Origin of the sequence: Nostoc sp. LEGE 06077 (genome assembly GCF_015207705.1) — a bacterium.
Lineage (GTDB): Bacteria > Cyanobacteriota > Cyanobacteriia > Cyanobacteriales > Nostocaceae > Nostoc_B.
In genome coordinates this window covers 54,614-76,465 of record NZ_JADEWI010000011.1, presented here as the reverse complement: position 1 = coordinate 76,465, position 21,852 = coordinate 54,614, and the positions used below count along the sequence as shown (strand labels likewise).

Annotated in this window: 16 protein-coding genes; 5 read left to right on the top strand and 11 right to left on the bottom strand. The window is 42.9% G+C overall.

Annotated elements, in window-relative coordinates:
* Window positions 1-306 precede the first annotated feature (306 nt).
* The 3 genes from IQ244_RS10430 to IQ244_RS10420 form a co-directional block, all read right to left on the bottom strand.
* Window positions 307-924 carry a PEP-CTERM sorting domain-containing protein gene (locus tag IQ244_RS10430; protein WP_193893398.1) on the bottom strand — a complete coding sequence of 206 codons (618 nt, stop codon included), beginning with the start codon at window positions 922-924 and terminating at the stop codon, window positions 307-309.
* A 646-nt stretch (window positions 925-1,570) separates the two neighbouring features.
* On the bottom strand, window positions 1,571-3,124 hold the full coding sequence (locus IQ244_RS10425) for a YcjF family protein (protein WP_193893227.1): 1,554 nt from the start codon (window positions 3,122-3,124) through the stop codon (window positions 1,571-1,573).
* Between the two features lie 289 nt (window positions 3,125-3,413).
* Window positions 3,414-5,507: an amylo-alpha-1,6-glucosidase gene (locus tag IQ244_RS10420; RefSeq protein ID WP_193893224.1), complete on the bottom strand. Its 2,094-nt coding sequence runs from the start codon at window positions 5,505-5,507 to the stop codon at window positions 3,414-3,416.
* Between the two features lie 203 nt (window positions 5,508-5,710).
* Between IQ244_RS10420 and IQ244_RS10415 the strand changes: the two genes are divergently transcribed.
* The gene (locus IQ244_RS10415) at window positions 5,711-6,322 is read left to right on the top strand and encodes a peroxiredoxin (protein WP_193893221.1); all 612 of its coding nucleotides are present in this window, start codon (window positions 5,711-5,713) and stop codon (window positions 6,320-6,322) included.
* A gap of 199 nt (window positions 6,323-6,521) precedes the next feature.
* Window positions 6,522-7,076 carry a peroxiredoxin family protein gene (locus IQ244_RS10410; protein ID WP_193893218.1) on the top strand — a complete coding sequence of 185 codons (555 nt, stop codon included), beginning with the start codon at window positions 6,522-6,524 and terminating at the stop codon, window positions 7,074-7,076.
* On the opposite strand, the gene IQ244_RS10405 is transcribed toward IQ244_RS10410, so the two are convergent.
* The 8 genes from IQ244_RS10405 to IQ244_RS10370 form a co-directional block, all read right to left on the bottom strand.
* A complete protein-coding gene (locus IQ244_RS10405; protein WP_193893215.1) occupies window positions 7,051-8,502 on the bottom strand; it encodes a Ni/Fe hydrogenase subunit alpha in 1,452 nt (483 codons plus the stop codon). The two genes, IQ244_RS10410 and IQ244_RS10405, sit on opposite strands and share 26 nt — an antisense overlap.
* 60 nt (window positions 8,503-8,562) lie before the next feature.
* A complete protein-coding gene (locus IQ244_RS10400; protein WP_193893212.1) occupies window positions 8,563-9,156 on the bottom strand; it encodes a CBS domain-containing protein in 594 nt (197 codons plus the stop codon).
* A 97-nt stretch (window positions 9,157-9,253) separates the two neighbouring features.
* Window positions 9,254-9,799, bottom strand: coding sequence for an oxidoreductase (locus IQ244_RS10395; protein ID WP_193893200.1), 546 nt, complete (start codon window positions 9,797-9,799; stop codon window positions 9,254-9,256).
* A 114-nt stretch (window positions 9,800-9,913) separates the two neighbouring features.
* Window positions 9,914-10,444, bottom strand: coding sequence for a DUF3122 domain-containing protein (locus IQ244_RS10390; protein ID WP_193893197.1), 531 nt, complete (start codon window positions 10,442-10,444; stop codon window positions 9,914-9,916).
* Window positions 10,445-10,477: 33 nt separating this feature from the next.
* Window positions 10,478-11,194 (bottom strand): bidirectional hydrogenase complex protein HoxU, encoded by a 717-nt coding sequence (gene hoxU / locus IQ244_RS10385; RefSeq protein ID WP_193893194.1) that lies wholly within the window; start codon window positions 11,192-11,194, stop codon window positions 10,478-10,480.
* A gap of 588 nt (window positions 11,195-11,782) precedes the next feature.
* Window positions 11,783-13,384 carry a NuoF family protein gene (locus IQ244_RS10380; RefSeq protein WP_193893191.1) on the bottom strand — a complete coding sequence of 534 codons (1,602 nt, stop codon included), beginning with the start codon at window positions 13,382-13,384 and terminating at the stop codon, window positions 11,783-11,785.
* A 7-nt stretch (window positions 13,385-13,391) separates the two neighbouring features.
* Window positions 13,392-13,907 (bottom strand): bidirectional hydrogenase complex protein HoxE, encoded by a 516-nt coding sequence (gene hoxE / locus IQ244_RS10375; protein ID WP_193893188.1) that lies wholly within the window; start codon window positions 13,905-13,907, stop codon window positions 13,392-13,394.
* Window positions 13,908-13,977: 70 nt separating this feature from the next.
* Window positions 13,978-14,517, bottom strand: coding sequence for a universal stress protein (locus IQ244_RS10370; RefSeq protein WP_193893184.1), 540 nt, complete (start codon window positions 14,515-14,517; stop codon window positions 13,978-13,980).
* A 459-nt stretch (window positions 14,518-14,976) separates the two neighbouring features.
* Between IQ244_RS10370 and IQ244_RS10365 the strand changes: the two genes are divergently transcribed.
* From IQ244_RS10365 to IQ244_RS10355, 3 genes are all read left to right on the top strand, one after another.
* Window positions 14,977-19,824 carry a response regulator gene (locus IQ244_RS10365; RefSeq protein ID WP_193893181.1) on the top strand — a complete coding sequence of 1,616 codons (4,848 nt, stop codon included), beginning with the start codon at window positions 14,977-14,979 and terminating at the stop codon, window positions 19,822-19,824.
* 304 nt (window positions 19,825-20,128) lie between these two features.
* A complete protein-coding gene (locus IQ244_RS10360) occupies window positions 20,129-20,515 on the top strand; it encodes a response regulator (RefSeq protein ID WP_193893178.1) in 387 nt (128 codons plus the stop codon).
* A 336-nt stretch (window positions 20,516-20,851) separates the two neighbouring features.
* Entirely contained in the window at window positions 20,852-21,850 is a 999-nt protein-coding gene (locus IQ244_RS10355; RefSeq protein WP_193893175.1) for a YegS/Rv2252/BmrU family lipid kinase, read from the top strand.
* Window positions 21,851-21,852 lie beyond the last annotated feature (2 nt).

The following is a 21,852-nucleotide window of genomic DNA, read 5'->3' as shown; positions in this document are numbered from 1 at the left end:
CTGAAAAATAAATCACTTGAGCTTTAATTACGGTCTTTTTAGCTTGTTAATTTTTACGTATTTTTATCAAAAAAATAAAGTTACTTTGCTATCTGAACTACATATAAATCTAAATTAGACAAATATTGACCATAGTATCGAGAAAATAGGCATCAATGCCGTGTTTTCACTAGCAGCATCCTCAAGATCAAAGAAAAGGGGTTCCTTGCGAGGAGATGAGGAACCCCTGTGCGTATTTGCGTAGAAAAGAACTCTGCAATCAAGCTAATCCAGTTTATGAATTATCCCTGTCTTTCAGGAATGCAACTATGCTACGGGAGCTTTTTGTTTACGCTTCATCCATAAACCCATAGCACCAGCAACTGCAATACCAGCAGTAGAAACAGGCTCAGGTACGGGTGTAGATTTGATGGGGATTTGTCCAGCAACTATAGTATTAGAGAATATTACACTACTGAACAGTCCATCAGTTGGGCCATTTCCGGGTGAGCCTGTAAATCCTGGAGTAAATACAACTCCTAAACTTGCTGTTTCTGCACCTGTGGATGCAGCGACAAAATTGGTAAAGCGAACACCATTATTTACGGCTATACCAGTGTTACCAACGATCGCACTAGAAAAGGTTTTTAAAATATTGTTGGAAGCATCTCGTACATTTACGAGCCAACTGGCCAAATTCACTTGTGTTGCAGTAGGTAGTTGATCTACATCTACAGTATAACTTCCATCAAAAGAACCATTTTGCAAAGCTACAGATACTCCACTGGAACCAGGAAGCGCTAGGGATTCAAATTGACCAGAAAAATTATATGTGGTCAAAGTTGCAGCTTGGGCGGGAGCATTACCCACAGCAGCTAACATAGCAGCACCAAGAGCAATACCAGCAGTAGCTTGAGATAGTTTTTTGTAGGATGTTTGAAGCATGAGTTGAGTTTCTCCAAAAGTAGGTTTCATAAATCGGGGGAGTGCTGACAAAATTTTTCCAAGTTACTTCTGCACTAGAGAAAAAATCTCTAGCATTAAACAATGGGATTAGTAACAAGTTTTACTTCAGCAAGCTGATCTACCTCAGTAGTTACTTCTAAGTCATTTCTTGATATCTGCATAATGCTTAGTTAGTCTGATACTAGACTAACAAAAGCTGTACTTACAGAAATTTACGGAAATCAAGTTATAATTTTGAGTAACTTTTTTCGATGTCAGCAATATTTTTTGGCTACGCACTTGATTAAGTTGAGAATAAGTACGGTATTCAGCTTGCTGCATTTTACATCTCTAATTAACTCCCTAGTTCAATGAAGCTCGATTATCATTGTTGCCTTTGCACATTTCTATACTGTCAGTAGAAAAAAAAAATGGCAATAAAAATAGGGTTATTTTACGAAAAGATTAAATTCCAAATTCAGTAGTATCTAAGTGAAAACTACCTCAGTATTTGATTCTGTAAGGATTTATAAGTACTGACATCAGAATATGTCACAGTGCTTACATAAAATTTCCTTGGTGGAAAGTTTACAATCAAGGAAGCTAGAGGCTAGGGATGATTATTTTTACTCAGCACCCAGCACTTTTACTGCTGAACTTCTTCATCTTTTTCAATGGCTTCTACTTTGTCTTGTAACGGTTTGACAACTCTGGCGATCGCTTCTTGAATAAAAGCTTTGATAAACTCATCTCGGCGGTTCATTTGAAACTGACGCTGTACTACCTCGGTCATTCCGCCGTCACCCCAATCTTGATCATGGCGAAAATACTCAATAAAGCTTTTTCCGGCAATCCGGGTTAAATATGCGGCTGTGATACCTTGAATGGCTCTGCCAATAATAAATGTGGCAACATTAAGTTGCAAAGCTGTAGAGACTAATTGAATCGCGCCTTTGACTATCCCTAAACTGGCAATAGTTTTCGCTAAAGATAAGGCTAACTCTCTTCCCCGTTCCATGTTCAATTCACAGCCGTAGACTCTGCCAATTTCCACAACCATTTGGGCATTGACGGCGGCTGTTGCAAGCAAATCTACTACTGGTAAGGGTGTGACTGAGACGACACCAGCACCAATCCACTGAAATCGCTCAACAATTTTATCGGCTTGACGACGACGCTGGGCATCTATGAGTTTACGCGCTTCTTCTCCTAGGCGTAAAGATTGCAGCAAAATGTTATCTGCGATTAAATCTTCACCTTCAGCCCGTAAAACAGCGGCCATCCGTCGCAGTAACGGGACAATATCTGGTTCTGGTTCGTAGAGTTCACCTGTTTCTAGTTGCGCCGATTGGGGATTAGCGGCGATCGCTACAACATCGTTAGTTGCAATAAAGCCCCGGACTCGTTCTCGCAACCGCGCCAAAATTACTTCTTTATTTTCATCGGTGTAGAGGTCAGTTTTATTGAGAATTAACAGCGATCGCTTGCCTATTTCGGCTAAACCCCGCAAAGGTTCATATTCGGAGCGCCGTAAATCATTATCCACCACAAATAACAACAAATCTGCGGCTGTCGCCAATTCTCTCGCTAACTGTTCCCGTTCTGTACCGGCGACTCCTGCTTCTAAAATTCCCGGTGTGTCGGTAATTAAAATTTTGCGTTCCAATCCCTTTAACCGCAGACAATAAGTTTCGCCTGCTGTGGTTGTCCCCATTGGTGCATTTACTTGCCCGACCATCCGCCCCATAATGGCATTGACAAGGGAAGTTTTGCCTGCACTCCCTGTCCCAAATACCACAACTTGAATTTCACCCCGTGCTAAATTAACTTCAATTTCCCGCGATCGGCTTAATAAAGCTTGTCGTGCTACTTCATCTTGAATTTGTGATACTTGTTGGCGTACAGCTTGGAGTGTGGAAGAAGCCGCATCCGATTTAGCTGCGGGGATTTGCGCTGGGGTAACGCGCCTGCGCCCTTGGCGGGAACGTTTTTCTCCACTCTGAAGCACCAACACATAATAAACAAAAGCCGCAACTAAGCCGCCAATCAAGACAACCAGCAGCAACAGCAGCAAATTGCCGAGTAATGGCGAATAAGATAATTGCCAATAAAGGCGCGATAGGGAATCTATCAGCCACAGGCTCATGGCCAAAATGACGATGAGACCAACAATTAGCGTTACTATGCGCGATAAAGGCATGGGTAGCGGTAGTTAGTATTCAGTAAGCACTTTTAATCTTAATAGTAGGACTAATATAGGAATCCGACTTGATTGTTGAAATTACTTGTGTAGGTAGGGAATAGGGAACAGGGAATAGGGAACAGGAAAAAACGAACTATACTAAAACCCTCTTCATTCGTGCCTTCTGCCGCCTGCCTTCCGCCTCTGGTTGGTGAGCGTAGCCGAACCACTGCCGCCTGCCTTGTCCTAGCAATAAATATTCACACCGACTTACTATACAAATGATGTGTGTTGAGCGTGGGTGGAATCAATCTTCATGGATATGGCGGATCACTTCAGCTACTGACCAAGCTTGAGCGATCGCACCTCTGGGTGTGTGTGGTGGATCGCCATCAAAAATTTCGGAGATTGAGCCAAGACAACCATCAGAGAGAAAATGCTCTTCTAGCGGTTGCCAACTAAATGGTAGTGGTTCTTTGGGGTAAAAACGCTGCCAAGCGCGACTAAACGGGCCAATTAACCAACTCCAAACTGTACCTTGGTGGTAGGCGCGATCGCGATCGTGAGGCATACCTGTATACTTACCAACATATTCTGGATCAATGGCATCCAAGCTCCGAAGTCCATAGGGTGTCAATAAGCGATAAGCAGCTAAGTCAAGTACTTGACGACCTTGCTGTTGGGAAAATCCACAATGATATAGAGACAGTGCAATCACAGCATTGGGACGAATTTGGAAATTGCGGCGATCGTCTGGCTCAATGGTGTCGTACAAATAGCCCAACATTGGATTCCAGAATTTTTGCAGGGAAACTTTTACCTGTTGAGCTTGCTGTGCATAACGTTGCGCCTGTTTTGCTAAACGGGCTGCATCATCCACTGGCATTTGGCTTAAGCGTTTTGCCCATTGGCTCATCCAACACAAAGCAGAATACCACAGGGCATTGATTTCTACTGGTTTCCCATGACGGGGTGTGACAGGTTGACCGTTCACTACTGCATCCATCCAAGTTAAGGCTACACCGCGAGCATACCAACCGACTAATCCATCAGTGGCATCGACCTGAATGTTATAACGTGTCCCACCCACAAAGGCTTTGTGGATTTGCTGCACCACAGGGAATTGATCTGCCAAAAACTCCCAGTCTTGGGTGGCTTCTAAGTACAGCCCTAATGTTTCAATCCACCATAAGGCGGCATCAATACTGTTGTAATATGGCTCGGTGTCAACGTCAGGAAAATTATTCGGAATTAACCCGTGGCGACAGTAACGCCCAAAAGTTTGTAATAGCCCTTTGGCTAATTCATAACGTTGCGGCACTAATGCTAAACCAGGTAAGGCAATTAAAGCATCACGTCCTCTGTCATTAAACCAGTGATAACCAGCAATGAGTGTAGGGCCAGCAATAGCAGGCCGATAAACAATAAACTGATCGCTGGCTTTGAGTAGTTGCTGGCAAATCAGAGATTGGGAAGAAACGGTAGGGATAAAATTCCCTCTTTCCCCTTGCTCCCTTGCTCCCCCAGCCCTTAACCCCCCCCAGTCTCTATTTGCTGTTTTACTGCATCCAAAAATCTGGCAGAGCCTTTCTTGTTCTGCTTCTACTGCTTCTGCAAAGCTTTCCGATAATAGCAGGCTTTGCTGTGGGTCAGGAAAACCCAAGCGTGCTTCTAAAGTTACGGTATCTCCAGGCTGGAGCCTAACTGTTAAATAGCCAGGGCTATAAAGGTCTTCATAATTACCTAATCCCCGGCGTGTCTCTTCGGGTAGGATGTAATTCCAATACCAAAATGCGTCTGCTTGATATTTGCCCTGCGTCCAACGTAAATACCAGGGTTTACCAAATTGTCCAGAGGCGATCGCTTGTAGGCAAACTTGTTGTTGTCCTAGCAATTGGGAAAATTGTAAGCCTGCGGCTTTTTGCTGATGATGAAAGTCGCGATCGCAAACGAGTAGCCGCAGTTTGAGAATAGCCGTTTCCACGCCATCATAACGATAGTGAATTAAAATCCGATGGCTGAGATGGGCATGAGGCGGAGGGCTATCGTGTCCATTTCCTTCCCATCCGTATGGCATCAGCATTTGTCTGCTTAACTGCCAGTTATCTTCACCCCAAATCCATTTGGGAACTGGGTTAATGTCAAAAGAGCGCAGTAGTTCGTAACCTGTAGGCTTAATCTCACCACTGCCCCAGATATTTGTCCCCAGAGCAACAATTCCCTTTGATACTTCTAAACTCGCTTCTAAATGCGATAACAACAAAGTGCGCCCAGAAGGTGGATTTGTAGCGGCAAACAACCAACCGTGGTAAGTGCGTGTGCGGACATCAGAAACTGTACCACTGGCAAAACTGCCTAAGCCATTGGTGAGTAACCATTCTCTTGTATCTAAATTGGTCATTTGCTACTCAGAATCGTTATGACTATGATATAGTCGTAACAGATCGTAATTAAACTGTGAGTCAGCCCTACTGGGGGACTGTGTTCCCTGAAGGGTTTCTCGACGAGTACCCGAAAGGGTGAGACAGCGTGGATGGGTAAGTTTTACCTGACCCGAATTCTAACGCTACTAAAACTGATATAAGTTGAAGGAGAATAAGGTTAATGTCCCTCACTTACGGAACAGAAGGAAGCCTCCGCGTTGGTCAACAAGCTCCCGACTTTACAGCAACCGCTGTAGTAGATCAGGAATTCAAGACAGTGAAACTTTCCGACTATCGCGGCAAGTATGTTGTCTTATTTTTCTACCCCCTAGACTTTACCTTTGTTTGTCCTACTGAGATCACAGCATTTAGCGATCGCTACGAAGAATTCAAGAAACTTAACACTGAAGTTCTCGGTGTTTCCGTTGATAGTGAGTTTTCCCACCTCGCTTGGATTCAAACCGATCGCAAATCAGGTGGCGTAGGCGACCTCAATTATCCCCTAGTTTCCGACATCAAAAAAGAGATTAGCGCAGCTTACAACGTCCTTGACCCAGCCGCTGGTGTTGCTTTGCGTGGTCTATTCTTGATTGACAAAGATGGTATCATCCAACACGCTACCATTAACAACCTAGCTTTTGGTCGTAGCGTTGATGAAACCTTACGGACATTACAAGCTATTCAGCACGTTCAATCACATCCAGACGAAGTTTGCCCCGCTGGTTGGCAACCAGGTGATCAGACAATGAATCCTGACCCTGTGAAGTCTAAAGTTTACTTCGCTTCCGTCTAGAATTTTCTAGCTTTCAATTCCAATAATATTTGTTGGCATTGAAGGCGAAATTCATCCGCACCACAGATGAACCACAGATCAACACAGATTAAAATCAGTGTTAATTTGAGTGTAAATCTGTGGTTTTGTTTTTGAAAGTGCTGTGTGCTGAGTATAAATACAGTGCCTTTAAGTTTTTATATTATTCACTAATAAAAATATGCTAACTTCAAATGATTTTACTGGCTTATTTAATGAGCGATTCTTCCGTAACTTTTTGCCAATACCCGCGACTAGTTATTTTCGGATAGAAATAGGCACGCCAGATTTTCAATTACCAGATATTACTAACGGGACTGTAGTTAAATTGTCAGATTATCGAGGCAAGCAACCAGTATTACTTGCCTTTACAAGAATTTTTACGGAAAAGCAATACTGCCCATTTTGCTATCCGCATATTAAAGCTTTGAATGAAAACTACGAGGAATTTACAAAGCGCGGTATAGAAGTTTTGATGATTACTAGTACCGATGAAAGGCAAAGTCAAATAGTTGTACAAGATTTAGGCTTAAAAATGCCTTTATTAAGTGACCCTAGTTGTAATATATTTCGGAGATATAAAGTAGGGCAAGCATTGGGAGCGCCTTTACCAGCACAGTTTGTCTTAGATCAAGATGGCAAATTACTTTATACACATTTGTTTTCGTTTTTAGATCACAATGCTAGTGTGGAAACATTATTAGCACAATTTAATGTCGCCAAACTTGATGAATAATATTGCCATCGACGGCTACTAATTGAACTTGTAAAGGCATTTGTCCGGCGGCGTGAGTTGAACAACTTAAACAGGGGTCAAAAGCGCGGATTCCGGCTTCTACACGATTTAACATTCCTTCAGGAATTTCTGTACCTTGGATGAAATGACGAGCAATTTGAGCAACTGTCCTATTCATTGCTAAGTTATTTTGACCAGTGGCAATGATGAAATTGACTTTTTGTAGTAACCCATCTTCATCAACTTGATAATGATGAAATAAAGTGCCGCGTGGTGCTTCGCTGACACCGACTCCTTGTAGTTGATTAATGCCAGCTTCGGCACGGAGTCGAGTTGATAATATGTCTGGGTCATCGAGTAAGATTTCAATGTGTTCAATACAGGCGATGATTTCGATTAAACGGGCATAGTGATAAAAGAAAGATGACTTGACTGTACCTTGACCGCGATCGCGGAATTCTTGTAATTCTTGATCAGCTAAAGGTGTGCCAATGCGATTACAAATATTTAGCCGTGCTAGTGGCCCTACTCGATACATCCCACTATTTATTCGGCAATGATCATTTTGGTTCGGATAACCCAAGGGTCGATAATAGGGCGATTTTAAGTAAGAATCTGGTTGAACAGCTTCCCCGATAAATTCTTGATAGCGCGTCGGGTCAAGTTTATCGGCAATGATATTACCTCCACTATCTACAAAGCGGATATTTCCGTCGTAGGTTTCCCACAAACCATTAGGAGTAACTAACCCCATAAATAAACTACGGAAGTTGCCAAAAGTTTGGACTTCTTTGGCATATTCATCAAGCAAGTTTTTAAATCGCGCTAAAGCATTCAAGATAGTAGTGCGTGCTTCAGGAATGCGGTTTTGGATGTGGCTGCGTTTCTCTGGAGTTAATGGTTCTCGCACTCCACCGGGAACCGCCCAAGCTGGGTGAATTTTTTGTCCTCCCAACAACTCAATAATTTCTTGCCCAAATTGGCGTAAGCGAATTCCACCACGGGCAAATTCTGGTTCTGCGGCAATTAAACCAAAAACATTGCGTGTTTGGGGATCGCTATCCATTCCCAGTAAGAAATCAGGGGCGCTGAGATGAAAGAAACTCAAAGCATGGGATTGGAGAATTTGCCCTAAATTCATCAACCTACGGAGTTTAGCCGCCGTTGGGGGAATAGTAACAGCCAAAATGCGATCGCCTGCTTTCGCAGAAGCCAACAAGTGACTTACCGGACAAATACCGCAAACTCGTGCAGTAATTCCCGGCATTTCCCACAGCGGCCGACCTTCGCAAAACTTTTCAAACCCGCGAAATTCGGTGACATGAAAGTGAGCATCACTTACTTGACCAGCATCATCTAAAAAAATACTAATCTTGGCGTGTCCTTCAATGCGGGTAACGGGATCAATAACGATTTTTTTAGTCATTGGTCTTTAAGAGTGCTGAGTTTTGAGTGGTCAGTGATATATTCTCCCTTCTCCCCCACTTCAGACTTCATACTTCAGACTTTCTGAGTGATCTTCAAAAGCTGTTATGTCAATTTTCTCGTCGATTTGGTGTGCCATTTCTGATTGCATTTCGTTGACTGCATCCCAAGCGGCGGCGCATTCTTCTGAGCGCACACCTTTGTCTACACAGACGGCGCGAGCTTTTTTAATTTCATCTTGTAGCTGTTGTTCTAACAGAAGTGACCGGGGTTGTTCGATAAAGTCGCTTAAAGCCAAAATGTCTGTGAGGGAGATGATTCCGACTAATTCACCTTGAATCACAGGCGCTCTATGCAGATGGTGTTGGGCAAATAACCGTGCAACATATTCCAGACCTAAGTCGGGATTAATCGCGATACAAGGTTTAGTCATCACCTCATACACGCGCGTTTTATTTGGGTCTTTACCATAAGCAATAACTTTATAGACAATATCGCTCTCGCTGATAATGCCGTAAGCGTCTTGTTCGTGGCGACGGTCAACAATTAATGCTCGCCAATCTCTAGCCCGCATTAAAGCCACGGCTTCTGCGACTGTGGCGGAACTACGAATGGTAGCGACATCTTTTGTCATAATGTCTGCGGCTTTTAACATAATCAATCTCCTATATTTAAGTGCTGAGTGCTGAGTTTTGAGTGAAGGATAATCACTATTCCCTCCTGCCCCCTGCTTTCTGCCTCCTGCTTTCTGTTCAACCAAATTTGATGAATTCGCGTCCTGCTAGTTGTGGTTTTTCACCTTGCAACAGTGGCTCTAATGCGGCACGGATGCGAGTTGCTGAGGGTGGACAACCGGGTAAATAAATATCAACAGGGACTACTGAATGTACAGGGGTAACTCGATCTAAGAGTGGGGGGACAATGCCGGGTTCTTGGGGTATTTGAGGATGAAGATCGACTAATTCGATGTAACACCGCTGAAGGACTGGCTCGGCGCTACCTAAAGGATTGCGTAAGGCGGTGACATTGCCAGTTACAGCACAATCGCCAAAGGAAATTAAGATTTGGGAACGTTCTCGAACGGTACGGATTGTGGTGAGGTGTTCTTCATTAGCGATCGCACCTTCAACTAAAACTACATCGACATCATGGGGATATTCTTTAATATCCGCAAAGGGACTGTACACAAAATCAACTTGTCCAGCTAAATCAATCAGCCATTCATCTAAGTCGAGAAAGGACATATGACAGCCAGAACAGCCGCCTAACCATACTGTTGCTAGTCGCAAGCGAGACATAATTTTTTAACCGCAAAGGTACGCTGAGTAAACCGCAGCGAAAAGTTCTCAAAGAGGGTCTCCCTCCGTAGGAAACTTTTCAAAGCAGAGTGGCGCTGAGTTGGAGGTATGTTGTCAGGTTGAAGATTTGGCAGTGAGGACTTTATGCCACTCTTGCACGACGGATTGGGGGACGGAGATGTTAATAAATTGTTGTTTGGGTAATGGTATAGCTAGTTGTAGGGGTTCGTTGGGTAATTGGGGCAAAATATCTTTGAAGTTGTATTGACCGATAGTTGGTGCTGGGGCTTCATCTAAGAAAACGTCAGCAGCAGTGAAAATTTTGCCAGAAGCGGTGGTGATTTTTAGCGGTTGGGGATGAATTAATTCGGCTGAGTTGGGGAAACCTACGAGCCGCAGATTTAAACTGATGTTTTGTCCAGGATAAACTTGCTTAAACAGAATCGCTTGCCAGACGTGTCCTGATTGATCATCTAATTTTGTCTGTGAGCGATAAAGTATTTCGCCTGGTGCTGCTTCTAAACGTGTGACAGCAGCGATCGCCGTTTGTGATGTGGGGTTTCCTAAAGCCAGGAATATATATATTGTCAAAATACTTCCCAATAGCAGCCACCAGAATGTTTGTTGGATGCGACGGAGTTTCATATTCACCTCCTGACGTAGACTCAAAATCAACGGCTAAAAATTCCATTGCTGTTTTTCCCTTGCGGTAACTAAGAAATCGAGTTTGGCACGATCATGTTTCATTTCCCCAACGCTGGAACCTTGGTAGAAAATAGCACCTGTAGGGCAAGCGTTGACACATTTACCGCAAGATGTACAAGTTTGAGATGTTCCCCAAGGTTGATTCAAGTCGGTAATAACGTGGGAGTTTGTACCCCTACCTGCCATATCCCAAGTGTGAGCGCCTTCGATTTCGTCACAAACACGGACGCATCGAGTACACAACACACATCGGTTATGGTCAAGACCGAAGCGATCATGGGAAACATCTACTTGGCGATTGGGGAAATGATATTCTAAACGTACATGATCCATACCCATTTCAATTGCTAAGTCTTGTAATTCACAATTACCATTGGCGACACATACCGAGCAAATGTGATTACCTTCTGCAAACAGCATTTCTACAATTGTGCGACGATATTTTTGCAGGCGATCGCTAGTTGTGTAAACCTCCATTCCTTCGTTAACTTTTGTCACGCAAGCAGGTTGTAATTTATTACTTCCCGCAATTTCTACTAAACACAGCCGACAAGCACCCACATCTCCCACACCTTCTAAATGGCACAATGTGGGAATATGAATTCCTGCCTCTTGCGCCACTTGTAAAACTGTTTCTTCTTCACTGGCGCTAACCAGTTGACCATCAATTGTCAAAGTTTTTACAGTCATAACAATAGGTGATAGGTGAGAGGGGACAGGTGATAGGTTATGTAGCGTTTCCGACTCTAGTGAGGTACAAAATTACCCCTCCCCAACCCTCTCTTTGGCAAGCTACGGTGTACACACAAATGTTCGTTGAGTGCATCTGTCCCGCCTCGGAATAAATTCCGAGTCTCATAGCGCAAGTCATCTGAAGATGACTCAAGCAAAAATATATTCCAGTCCACGTTTTGTGGACTTTGGCTATGAGCCTGGAACTTTAGTTCTAGGCGGGATACGGTTTTAGACGGCAAATTTTCGACTTGTGTGTACACGGTAGTGGGAAGGGGAGGGGGTATTTCATGTGCTTGGGAATTGCTATAGGTGATAGGTTGTAGGTGACAGGTGACAGGTTATAGGTGAGAGGAAATAACAAAACAATTGGTAAATTTTGTTTGATTATTTAAAACGGTGGCTTGCATTGTGAATGTGATGGCTAACATTAAGAATGCAATGACTTACATTGCGAATGTGATGGCTGACATTGCGAATGCGATGGCTTGCATTGCGAATGTGATGGCTGACATTGTTATACAAACCAAAAAACTTTTAAACTTGTCACTTGTTGCCTGTAATTAACTCTAAATATTCCTCCCGGAAATAATGCAATGTACTAAATACTGGATTGGGTGCAGATTGTCCTAAACCACACAAGCTGGTGTGTTTTACCATATCTCCTAATTCTTCTAGCAATTGCAAATCAGTGTGGGTGGCTTTACCTGCAAGAATTTTGGTTAATAATCCATGTAACTGCACAGTTCCCACGCGACAAGGAATACACTTACCACAGGATTCATCCATACAAAATTCCATGAAGAAACGAGCAACATCCACCATGTTGGTAGTTTGATCCATGACAATCATGCCGCCAGAACCCATCATAGAACCGAGGTTTGTGAGCGATTCATAATCTACAGGTGTATCAAATGCTGAAGCAGGAATACATCCCCCGGAAGGGCCACCTGTTTGTACGGCTTTAGCAGTACCACCATCGGGAATACCTCCACCCATTTCTTCGACAATTTGTCGCAGAGAAGTTCCCATTGGGATTTCGATTAACCCTGTGTTGCAAATCTTGCCAGCAAGGGCAAAAACTTTTGTTCCTTTGCTTTTTTCTGTACCAATACTGGCAAACCAGTCAGCACCTTTACGAATAATTGGTGCAATATTGGCAAAGGTTTCGACGTTATTAATTAAGGTGGGATGACCCCATAAACCGGATTCAGCGGGATATGGCGGGCGGGGATGAGGTAGGCCGCGTTTGCCTTCAATTGAAGCCATTAAGGCGGTTTCTTCGCCGCAGACATAAGCCCCTGCACCAATGCGAATATCAATTTTGAAGTCAAAGGGAGACTCAAAAATTTGGCTACCTAATAAACCGAGGCGTTGAGCTTGATGAATTGCTGTTTGCAAACGATGAATAGCGATGGGATATTCTGCCCGAACATAAATATAACCTTGACTGGCTCCAATGCTATATGCGGCGATCGCCATTCCTTCTAAAACGCGATGGGGATCACTTTCTAAAACACTCCGATCCATAAATGCGCCAGGATCACCTTCATCGGCGTTACAGATGACAAATTTGCGATCGCTTTTTGCTTTAGCAACAGTTGCCCATTTAATCCCCGTGGGATAACCTGCACCGCCTCTACCACGCAACCCACTACGGGTAACTGTCTCAACTACTTCGCTGGGAGTCATCTCCCGCAAGACATGGTAAAGAGCTTGATAACCTTCAGCCGCAATATAAGATTGAATCTTTTCTGGGTCAATTTTGCCACTATTTTCTAAAACAATAAGCTGTTGATAGGTAAAAAATGGCTGGGATAAATCTATCTCAGAAACATGGGTTTTACCGCCATCTAACGCTTCAATAATTGCTGGTGCATCTTGTTGAGTAACTTTTTTATACAGTTTGCTTCCCGCAGGAGTGTCAACTTGTACTAATGGCCCTTGACAGCATAAGCGCATACAGCCAACACTAGAAACTTGCACATCTTTTTCTAAGCCTTCGGCCTTGATACTTGCTTCTAGTTGTTGTTTAATTTCTTGGGAATTAGCTGATAAACAACCAGCCGCTGTACAACAGCGAATATTCACTGGTTTAGCTTGAGAGCGTTCTTGTTTAGCGATTTCTAATAATTCATTTAATTCCATTTTCCCACTATCCTTGGATGCGTTCGGCAAAGCAGTGGTTTAGCCATTCGCAAACTGATTCTGGGGTTTGATTACCTAAAACTGTGCCATCAAACACCACAGCAGGCGCAATTCCGCAAGCACCTAAACATCTTGCTGTCATTAGTGATAATTGATTATTGGCTGTAGTTTCACCCGCCCGAATATGAGCAGTTGCTTCTACACTTGCTAAAATTGCCTGAGCGCCTTTGACATAACAAGCCGTTCCTGTACACACCACACAACTATGAACACCTTGAGGCGCTAGAGAAAATAAATGGTAAAAAGTGGCGACTCCATAAACTTGGCTGGGGGGAAGTTTTAATTGACGGGCAATATAAAGTAATAAATCGGTTTTTAAATAACCGTACAGTTCTTGAGCTTTGTGGAGAATTTCAATTAAGGCATCTTGTTGATACTGGTGACGCTTCATCGTTGCGTCTAGCATCTTCAGGCGTTTATCACCACTGGGATGGAGCAAAGCTACAGGAGAAGCGGGTTTCATTGTTGTAGCAGGGGACAGAGTTAAAAGTCTTTGATTGTCTAAGTTTTATTTGGCGATCGCACTCTAAAATTTAAGAGACGCTGGCATTTTCCGTGGCTTTCTCAACAGTTTTTTCTGCGCTTTTTAAATTGCGAGGATAATGCACGATATAAACTGAATAGTTCGCGTGGTGAAGCACATAGTTACTCACACTACCTAAAAAAAATTCTGCCAAGCCAGAACGCCCCCGATGTCCCATGACAATTAAGTCTGCATTCCATTGAGTAGCCAGTTTACAAATAGTATTGCCAGGGTTGCCTAAAATTTGGCTAAACTCAGCTGTAACATCAGCTGCATTTGCTTGAGCGCAGAAAGACTGCAACATCCGCACGCCTTCATCTTTAAAGCTATCCCACTGTTTTTGGTATAAATCTAAACTTTGACCACTCAAGCCTGGATAGTAGTCAACGTTAGATAACATAGGAATATAAGGACTACCTTCTTCTTCTGGAGATAAAACATGGAGCAACAATAGTTGGGCTGTCATAGCCTTTGCTAAAGCCAATGCTTGTTTAAAGACCTCTTGTCCTATGTCCGAACGATCCAATGCGACTAAAATCTTTTTCACCATATAGACCTCTGGCTGTGATTGCTAATAACTAATGAGTGATTAAAGTTTTCTGTCTTTAGGTAAAGAACCTCAGCAATTGATAATTTTGAATGGATTTTTTGGCAACAATCGAGAAAATTATTCTCTTTCATTAGCTGTGATCATCTAGCTACCTGCAAATGACATCTATACTTTTTTATATAGAAAGAATTTGAGGAACTTGTGAGGATGCAAAAGACATTTTTAAATTTCTATCTGACCGAGAAAAGCTTTGATGGGATGTAGCTAAGTTTATGGCTGAATTTCTTTAACAACTATTCTCAAAGATTGATAATTGTTGACAATTATGAATTAAACTTAACATTGATTAGATAAACATTTTAATACGCTCTAAAGCGCAAATCTAAAATATTCTTGTGTTTTTAATTTAAATTTTTCAACTCATTATCCAATAATATAAACATTAGGAAATGTTTGGACATGAAAATTTTAGTTGTCGAGGATGACGCTCTAAATGCTTATGCACTGACCGCCGTTCTCACCAACCAAAACTATGCAGTTGAAGTCGCAAGTGATGGTGAAACTGCTTGGGATTTAATTCAAACTTATAGTTATGATTTAATTTTATTAGATGTAATTTTGCCAAACCTGGATGGCATTAGTTTGTGTCGGCAAATTCGCTCTCATGGTTGGCAAATGCCAATTCTGCTATTGACAGGCCGTGATAGTAGCCATGAAAAAGCAATTGGTTTAGATGCAGGCGCAGACGATTATGTAGTCAAACCATTTGAACAAGAAGAATTAGTTGCCCGTGTGAGAGCTTTGCTACGTCGTGGTGGCGCATCAGCACAACCAGTTTTAGAATGGGGAAATTTGCGCCTTGATCCTAGTAGTTGTCAAGTCACATACAGAGAAGATTTCCTATCATTAACGCCTAAAGAATATGCACTTTTAGAGTTATTTTTACGCAACAGTCGCAGAGTATTTAGCTGTGGCATGATTTTAGAACATCTTTGGTCGTATGAAGATACACCGGGAGAAGAAGCGGTGCGGACTCATATCAAAGGATTACGCCAAAGATTAAAAGCGGTGGGAGCGCCGAATGATTTAATCGAAACCGTTTATGGAATTGGCTATCGTCTAAAACCGCAAGAAGAAGAAAAAGTAATAGCAAAAGCAATTGTCGATGAATCAAGCAATGCCAAATTTAAAACAACCAAACCCCAAGAAGAACACTCATCTCAGCAGCAAACACTCCAAGCGATCGCGGGAGTTTGGCAAAGATTTCAAGGACGCGTCAATGAACAAATTAAAGTCCTCGAACAAGCAGCAATAAATCCCGAATTTCTCAACCAAGCACAAAAAGAAGCTCATACCCTAGCCGGCTCATTAGGAACATTTGGGTTTCCCACAGGCTCAAAACTGGCGCGGAAGATTGAGCAATTACTCAAATCTGCTCAAGTGCTAACACCAGAAGAAACAGCCAAGCTGCAAACTTGGGTAAAATCATTGCGTCAAGAAATTCAAACTCAGGGTGAGCAAACAAGCTCATCATCAATTAAGAGTAGATTACCTTTAGTATTGGTAGTTGATCGAGACAATACCGTAGGGGAGCAACTCGCACAAATTACGGTTAACCCAGAATTTCAAGTTAGCATTGCCACAAATCTAGAGTTAGCGAGAACTCTGCTTTACCGAGAGCATCCTAGTGTAGTGTTGCTTGACCCCAGTTTTTCTGAGCAACAAGAAGATAGTTGGAGCTTTTTGGCAGAATTGGCACAACGAAAACCACCTGTGCCAGTGTTAGTTTTTACCGAGCAAACAGATTTAGGTAATCGCTTACAACTGGCGCGTCAAGGTGGACATACTTTTTTACAAAAGCCAATGACTGCGGAAAAAGTAGCCGAGGCGATCGCTCAATTACTCCAACAATCACCCCTAGGGGAAGCCAAAATCTTAGCGGTGGATGATGATCCAAAGATTCTCGCTTTGTTACAAACGTTACTCGCTCCTTGGGGTTTACAAGTAATCTGTTTAGATGATCCGCGGCGTTTTTGGGAAACCTTGGAGGCTGTCAAACCAGATATGTTGATTCTGGATGTAGAAATGCCTCACAACAACGGTATTGAGCTTTGCCAAGTCGTGAGAAATGACCCGAATTGGAGTGAGCTACCGATTTTATTTCTCACAGTCCACAGCGATGCCGACATTGTAAATCAGGTGTATAGCGTTGGGGCTGATGATTTTGTCAGCAAACCAATTGTCGGGCCAGAATTGGTGACTCGAATTGTGAATCGCCTAGAACGGATAAAATTGTTCCGGCGGATGGTGCAAACTCAGCAACAGCAAGCAAAAGATGAAATTTCGCTTTCATCTGCCAATTCTGCCTTCTCGGCTGATTGGCGGATCATCTTTGAAGATGAACCGGAATTTGTGATAGTTGTTGCCACTGATGGCACATTATTAGAAATAAATCCCGCCGGACTGGCAATTATCGAAGCCACAAACAAAGCTACGGTAATTGGCACATCAGTTTATACTTTGATTGCGCCAGCATATCAACAAGCATTTCGCCAACTTCATGAAAGTGTCTGTCAAGGTAATAAAGGCACTTTGCAGTTTGAAATGATCACCCATCAAAGTAATCGTCGCTGGATGGAAACTTATGCTGTCCCGCTGCAAAATAAAGCTGATGGGAAATTTGTGCTATTGGCATTTTCCCGCGATATCACCCACTACAGACAAGTAGAAACAGAAATTCGCCGGATTAATCGCACACTCCAAACATTGAGTAATTGCAATCAAATTATTGTCCGTACTCAAGATGAATCAGAGTTACTCCAGAAAATTTGCCAAATCATTGTGGAAGTTGGCGGTTATCGACTGGCTTGGGTTGGTGTTGCGGAAGATGATGAAGAAAAAAATATTCGCCCAGTTGCTCAAGCTGGCTATGATGAAGGCTATTTACAAACCCTGCAACTTACTTGGTCGGATACAGTGCGTGGTCAAGGGCCAACAGGTACAGCCATTCGCACCGGGAAAACTTGCATTATTCAAAACATTTTAACTGACCCTAAATATGATGTTTGGCGCTGTCAAGCCCAAGAACGTGGTTATGCAGCAGCGATCGCTTTACCTCTGAAGATACAAGCACAAGCTTTTGGGGCGTTGAATATTTATGCAGCTGAAGCCAATGCTTTTGATGATGATGAAGTGCAGCTATTAAAAAAACTGGCAGAAGATTTAACTATTGGGATTTTCGCATTACGCAATCAACGCGATCGCGCTTCCGCCCAAGCCGCATTACAACAAAGTCAAGCCGCCTTACAAACAGCTAACAATGAATTAGAATTACGCGTCGCCGAACGCACCGCCGAATTAATCACCGTCAACCGCCAATTACACTCAGAACTCGATGAACGCCAACGCATAGAAAAAGAACTGCGGGTTTCTCAAGTGAAATTAGCCCGGATTTTAGATATAGCTGATGATGCCATTATTTCTATTGATAGCAACCAATGTATTACCCTGTTTAATCAAGGAGCCGAGAAAATCTTTGGTTATTCTGCTCAAGAAATCATGGGGCAGAAGTTAGATATACTTTTACCACTGCGATTTACCCAAGTTCATCGCCAGCACGTCTCTGACTTCGGCACATCTGCAAACTTAGCCCGACGCATGGGAGAACGAAGGGAATTATTTGGTCAACGCAAAGATGGAAGTGAATTTCCCGCAGAAGCTTCCATTTCTAAATTAAATATGGGCGAGGAAATTTACTATACAGTGATTTTGCGTGACGTGACAGAACGCAAACAAATTGAGCGCATGAAAGATGAATTTGTCTCTGTTGTTAGTCACGAACTTCGCACACCTTTGACATCAATTCATGGTTCCTTGGGAATGTTGACCAGTGGTTTATTACCAGCAGATTCAGCCCAAGGCAAACGACTCTTACAAATTGCCATCGATAGTAGCGATCGTTTAGTCCGGTTGATTAATGATATTTTAGACATCGAACGCATTGAATCAGGCAAAGTCAAGATGGCGCGGGAAATCTGCGATCTTGCCGAATTAATTCAGTCAGCCGTGAATGTCATTCAACCTTTAGCTAATAAACAAGGCGTGAAATTAAACATTTCTAGTTTATCTATCAGGCTATGGGCTGACCCTGACCGAATTGTCCAAACTTTAACCAATTTATTAAGTAATGCCATTAAGTTCTCCGCCACAGGAGAAACAGTATGGCTAGAGAGTCAAGAACAACAAAAAGAAGTATTGCTAACAGTCAAAGATACCGGGCGTGGTATCCCCGCAGATAAACTGGAAAGCATCTTTGAGCGTTTTCAACAAGTTGATTCTTCCGACTCGCGTAACCATGATGGCACAGGTTTAGGTTTAGCAATTTGTCAAAGCATTGTGCAACAACACAGCGGGCGCATCTGGGCGGAAAGTACTGTAGGCGAAGGTAGTACCTTTTACTTAACTCTACCTATTTATCAAGCTCCCCAAATTGTTGACTCAGCACTTCCCGTTCCCCATTGCCCATTACCTACTCCTTATTCTCCCTTAGTTTTAGTTTGTGATGATGACCAAGCAATCAGCACCGAACTGGAAACCTTATTACAAAAAGGGGGATATCGCGTAGTCACAGTTGCTACCGGAGAAGAAGCGATCGTCACCGCATCGACTCAACAACCAGATGTAATTTTACTTGATCTGCTCATGCCCAAAATGAACGGCTGGCAAACAATGGCCATATTAAAAGAACGTGCCGATACTCAACACATTCCCATCGTTATTTGTAGTGTTTATCAGTCAGATACTAATAACCAACCAATTTCCGATTTCGCTGATTGGGTAAGCAAACCAGTTCAAGAAAGTTATCTCTTACAATCCCTCAAGCAAGTTGTCGCCAAACCATCTCAACGCGCCCGCATTTTAATTGTGGAAGACGACAACGACTTAGCACAATTGCTAATTACTTTATTTGAGCAACATGACATCGAAACCTGCTTGGCACAAACCGGACGAGAAGCCATTCACCTCAGCCAACAATTGCAGCCTGACTTATTAATTCTTGACTTAATTTTGCCCGAAAGCGACGGCTTTGTGGTAATTGATTGGTTACGCCAACACAATCATTTATGCACCATGCCAGTAGTAGTTTACTCTGCCAAAGATTTAGATGAATCCGAACGCCAGCGACTCAAATTAGGATACACAGAATTTTTAACTAAAGGACGTGTCACAACTAAAGAATTTGAACAAAAAGTGATGGAATTACTTCAGCGAATAACGCATCATTCGGTGGAGAGTGCTGAGTGCTGAGTAAAAAAGAGTTTGACTATAACCCAATACAATTTAGATAACGCGATGTGCGACTTATTCTTGAAACCCCTCTCCAAACCTCTCTCCGCTTCGGGGAGAGGCTTTGAATCTTGCTCCCCTTCCCTCGTAGGGAAGGGGTTGGGGGTTAGGTTTGAGATAAAGTTGCACACGGCGTTAGATAAGCTTTTTTATCTTTTACTGTTCCCCTCGATGCACTGAGCTTGTCAAAGTCTTTCCTATTCCCTGTTACCTATTCCCTGTTACCTATTCCCTGTTACCTGTTCCCTCTATATTGGTATGAGTTATGACCGTAAAACGGATTCTTGTAGTAGATAACGAGCAATACATTCAAGAAGTTGCCAAAATTTGTTTAGAAACCGTTGCAGGTTGGGAAGTAGTCACGGCGAGTTCAGGAAAAGAAGGGATTACCCAAGCCGAAACTTATCAACCAGATGCCATTTTACTAGATGTAATGATGCCCGATATGGATGGGATAACAACCTTTGAGAAACTCCAGGCGAATGCAGCCACCAAAGAAATCCCTGTAATATTATTAACCGCTAAAGTTCAGTCCAGCGATCGCCGCCGCTATGCTCAAATGGGAATAGTAACAGCGATCGCTAAACCCTTCAACCCCCTAGAATTAGCAAATGAAGTTGCGACAGCCCTGGGCTGGAAGTTGGGAAGTTAAAAGTATAAAACAAAATATTAGACAAATTATTTTAGCAAAGGAGTTGTGCCATTATCGTTAGTGGGCAAGGGGTTATCGCTCGTTAACCAAAGCACTTCGTTTTGTCTGTCATGATCTCGACAAACTTTTTTCTTTTTTGACAATGAATTAGCCCTATCGTAGAAAAGGGGATCGCCGTAGGCGGGGGGATCTGAATTTAGGATTACCCAACCTTTATCCAAAAAGTATTAGATTGGGACTTACTCACAAACCTGTCGTCAGAGAGAAGCTAAGATTTTTTAGGAATGATAGGAATATTCTGGTATGTTAGCGATCGCTGCTTAAGATTAGACTTTTATGAATCGTTCCGCCTGCCTCATCTTTAATCCAGTTGCGGGTCAAGGCAACCCAGAACAAGAACTGCTAGAGATTCGCTCATTATTAGAACCCACTATTGATTTAGATATTCATTTCACCACAGAAGAAGTCGATGCTGATCAACTAGCTAAAGCCGCAATACAGCGGGGAGTTGATGAGATTATCGCCTCTGGGGGTGATGGTACACTCTCCGCAGCGGCGACGGCTGTGATTAATAGTAAAATTCCTTTTGGAATTATTTCGCGGGGGACAGCCAACGCTTTTGCCACAGCTTTGGGAATTCCCGACACAATTGAGGCGGCTTGTCAAACAATTTTACAAGGAGTAACTCGTGATATCGATGTAGCTTATTGCAACGATCGCCCATTAATTTTACTAGCAGGTATCGGCTTTGAAGCGGAAACTGTGGAAAAAGCTAACCGCGAAGCCAAAAACCGCTTTGGGATTATTGCTTACATCTTAGCTGGCATTCAACAGCTACGAGAATTACAGAGTTTTGATGTCGAAATTGAGACAGACGAAAAAATCATTAAAACCACAGCCGCCGCCGTCACCGTAGCCAATGCTGCACCACCAACATCAGTTTTGGCGCAAGGGCCAGCAGGAATTATTTATAATGATGGATTGCTAGATTTAACAATAGTCGCACCAGTGAACAAAGCAGGAGCGATCGCCGCAACATATCATTTATTTCAAAGTGCTTCGGCGGGTAATGCGGCTGAACGCGATGATATTGGTTATCTCCGCGCCAAACAATTTAAAATCACTACTGACCCAGTACAAAAAGTTGTTGTAGATGGCGAACTAGTCGGGACAACGCCGATAGAAGTTAAATGCGTTCCCGCCGGCTTAAAAGTGTTTGTTCCAACAGTGGAAGAAGCTGAACTCGCGGAAAAACTCGAAGGACTGCCGAATTTAGTAATTGAGTTAAAAAATCCCCCAGAAAAAGAAGCAGAAACAGTAGAGTTAAAGGAGTAAAA

Bases quoted from the DNA above. Each gene is read 5' to 3' on its own strand.
- IQ244_RS10430 (WP_193893398.1), bottom strand. From the start codon at position 924: ATGCTTCAAACATCCTACAAAAAACTATCTCAAGCTACTGCTGGTATT.
- IQ244_RS10425 (WP_193893227.1), bottom strand. From the start codon at position 3,124: ATGCCTTTATCGCGCATAGTAACGCTAATTGTTGGTCTCATCGTCATT.
- IQ244_RS10420 (WP_193893224.1), bottom strand. From the start codon at position 5,507: ATGACCAATTTAGATACAAGAGAATGGTTACTCACCAATGGCTTAGGC.
- IQ244_RS10415 (WP_193893221.1), top strand. From the start codon at position 5,711: ATGTCCCTCACTTACGGAACAGAAGGAAGCCTCCGCGTTGGTCAACAA.
- IQ244_RS10410 (WP_193893218.1), top strand. From the start codon at position 6,522: ATGCTAACTTCAAATGATTTTACTGGCTTATTTAATGAGCGATTCTTC.
- IQ244_RS10405 (WP_193893215.1), bottom strand. From the start codon at position 8,502: ATGACTAAAAAAATCGTTATTGATCCCGTTACCCGCATTGAAGGACAC.
- IQ244_RS10400 (WP_193893212.1), bottom strand. From the start codon at position 9,156: ATGTTAAAAGCCGCAGACATTATGACAAAAGATGTCGCTACCATTCGT.
- IQ244_RS10395 (WP_193893200.1), bottom strand. From the start codon at position 9,799: ATGTCTCGCTTGCGACTAGCAACAGTATGGTTAGGCGGCTGTTCTGGC.
- IQ244_RS10390 (WP_193893197.1), bottom strand. From the start codon at position 10,444: ATGAAACTCCGTCGCATCCAACAAACATTCTGGTGGCTGCTATTGGGA.
- hoxU (WP_193893194.1), bottom strand. From the start codon at position 11,194: ATGACTGTAAAAACTTTGACAATTGATGGTCAACTGGTTAGCGCCAGT.
- IQ244_RS10380 (WP_193893191.1), bottom strand. From the start codon at position 13,384: ATGGAATTAAATGAATTATTAGAAATCGCTAAACAAGAACGCTCTCAA.
- hoxE (WP_193893188.1), bottom strand. From the start codon at position 13,907: ATGAAACCCGCTTCTCCTGTAGCTTTGCTCCATCCCAGTGGTGATAAA.
- IQ244_RS10370 (WP_193893184.1), bottom strand. From the start codon at position 14,517: ATGGTGAAAAAGATTTTAGTCGCATTGGATCGTTCGGACATAGGACAA.
- IQ244_RS10365 (WP_193893181.1), top strand. From the start codon at position 14,977: ATGAAAATTTTAGTTGTCGAGGATGACGCTCTAAATGCTTATGCACTG.
- IQ244_RS10360 (WP_193893178.1), top strand. From the start codon at position 20,129: ATGACCGTAAAACGGATTCTTGTAGTAGATAACGAGCAATACATTCAA.
- IQ244_RS10355 (WP_193893175.1), top strand. From the start codon at position 20,852: ATGAATCGTTCCGCCTGCCTCATCTTTAATCCAGTTGCGGGTCAAGGC.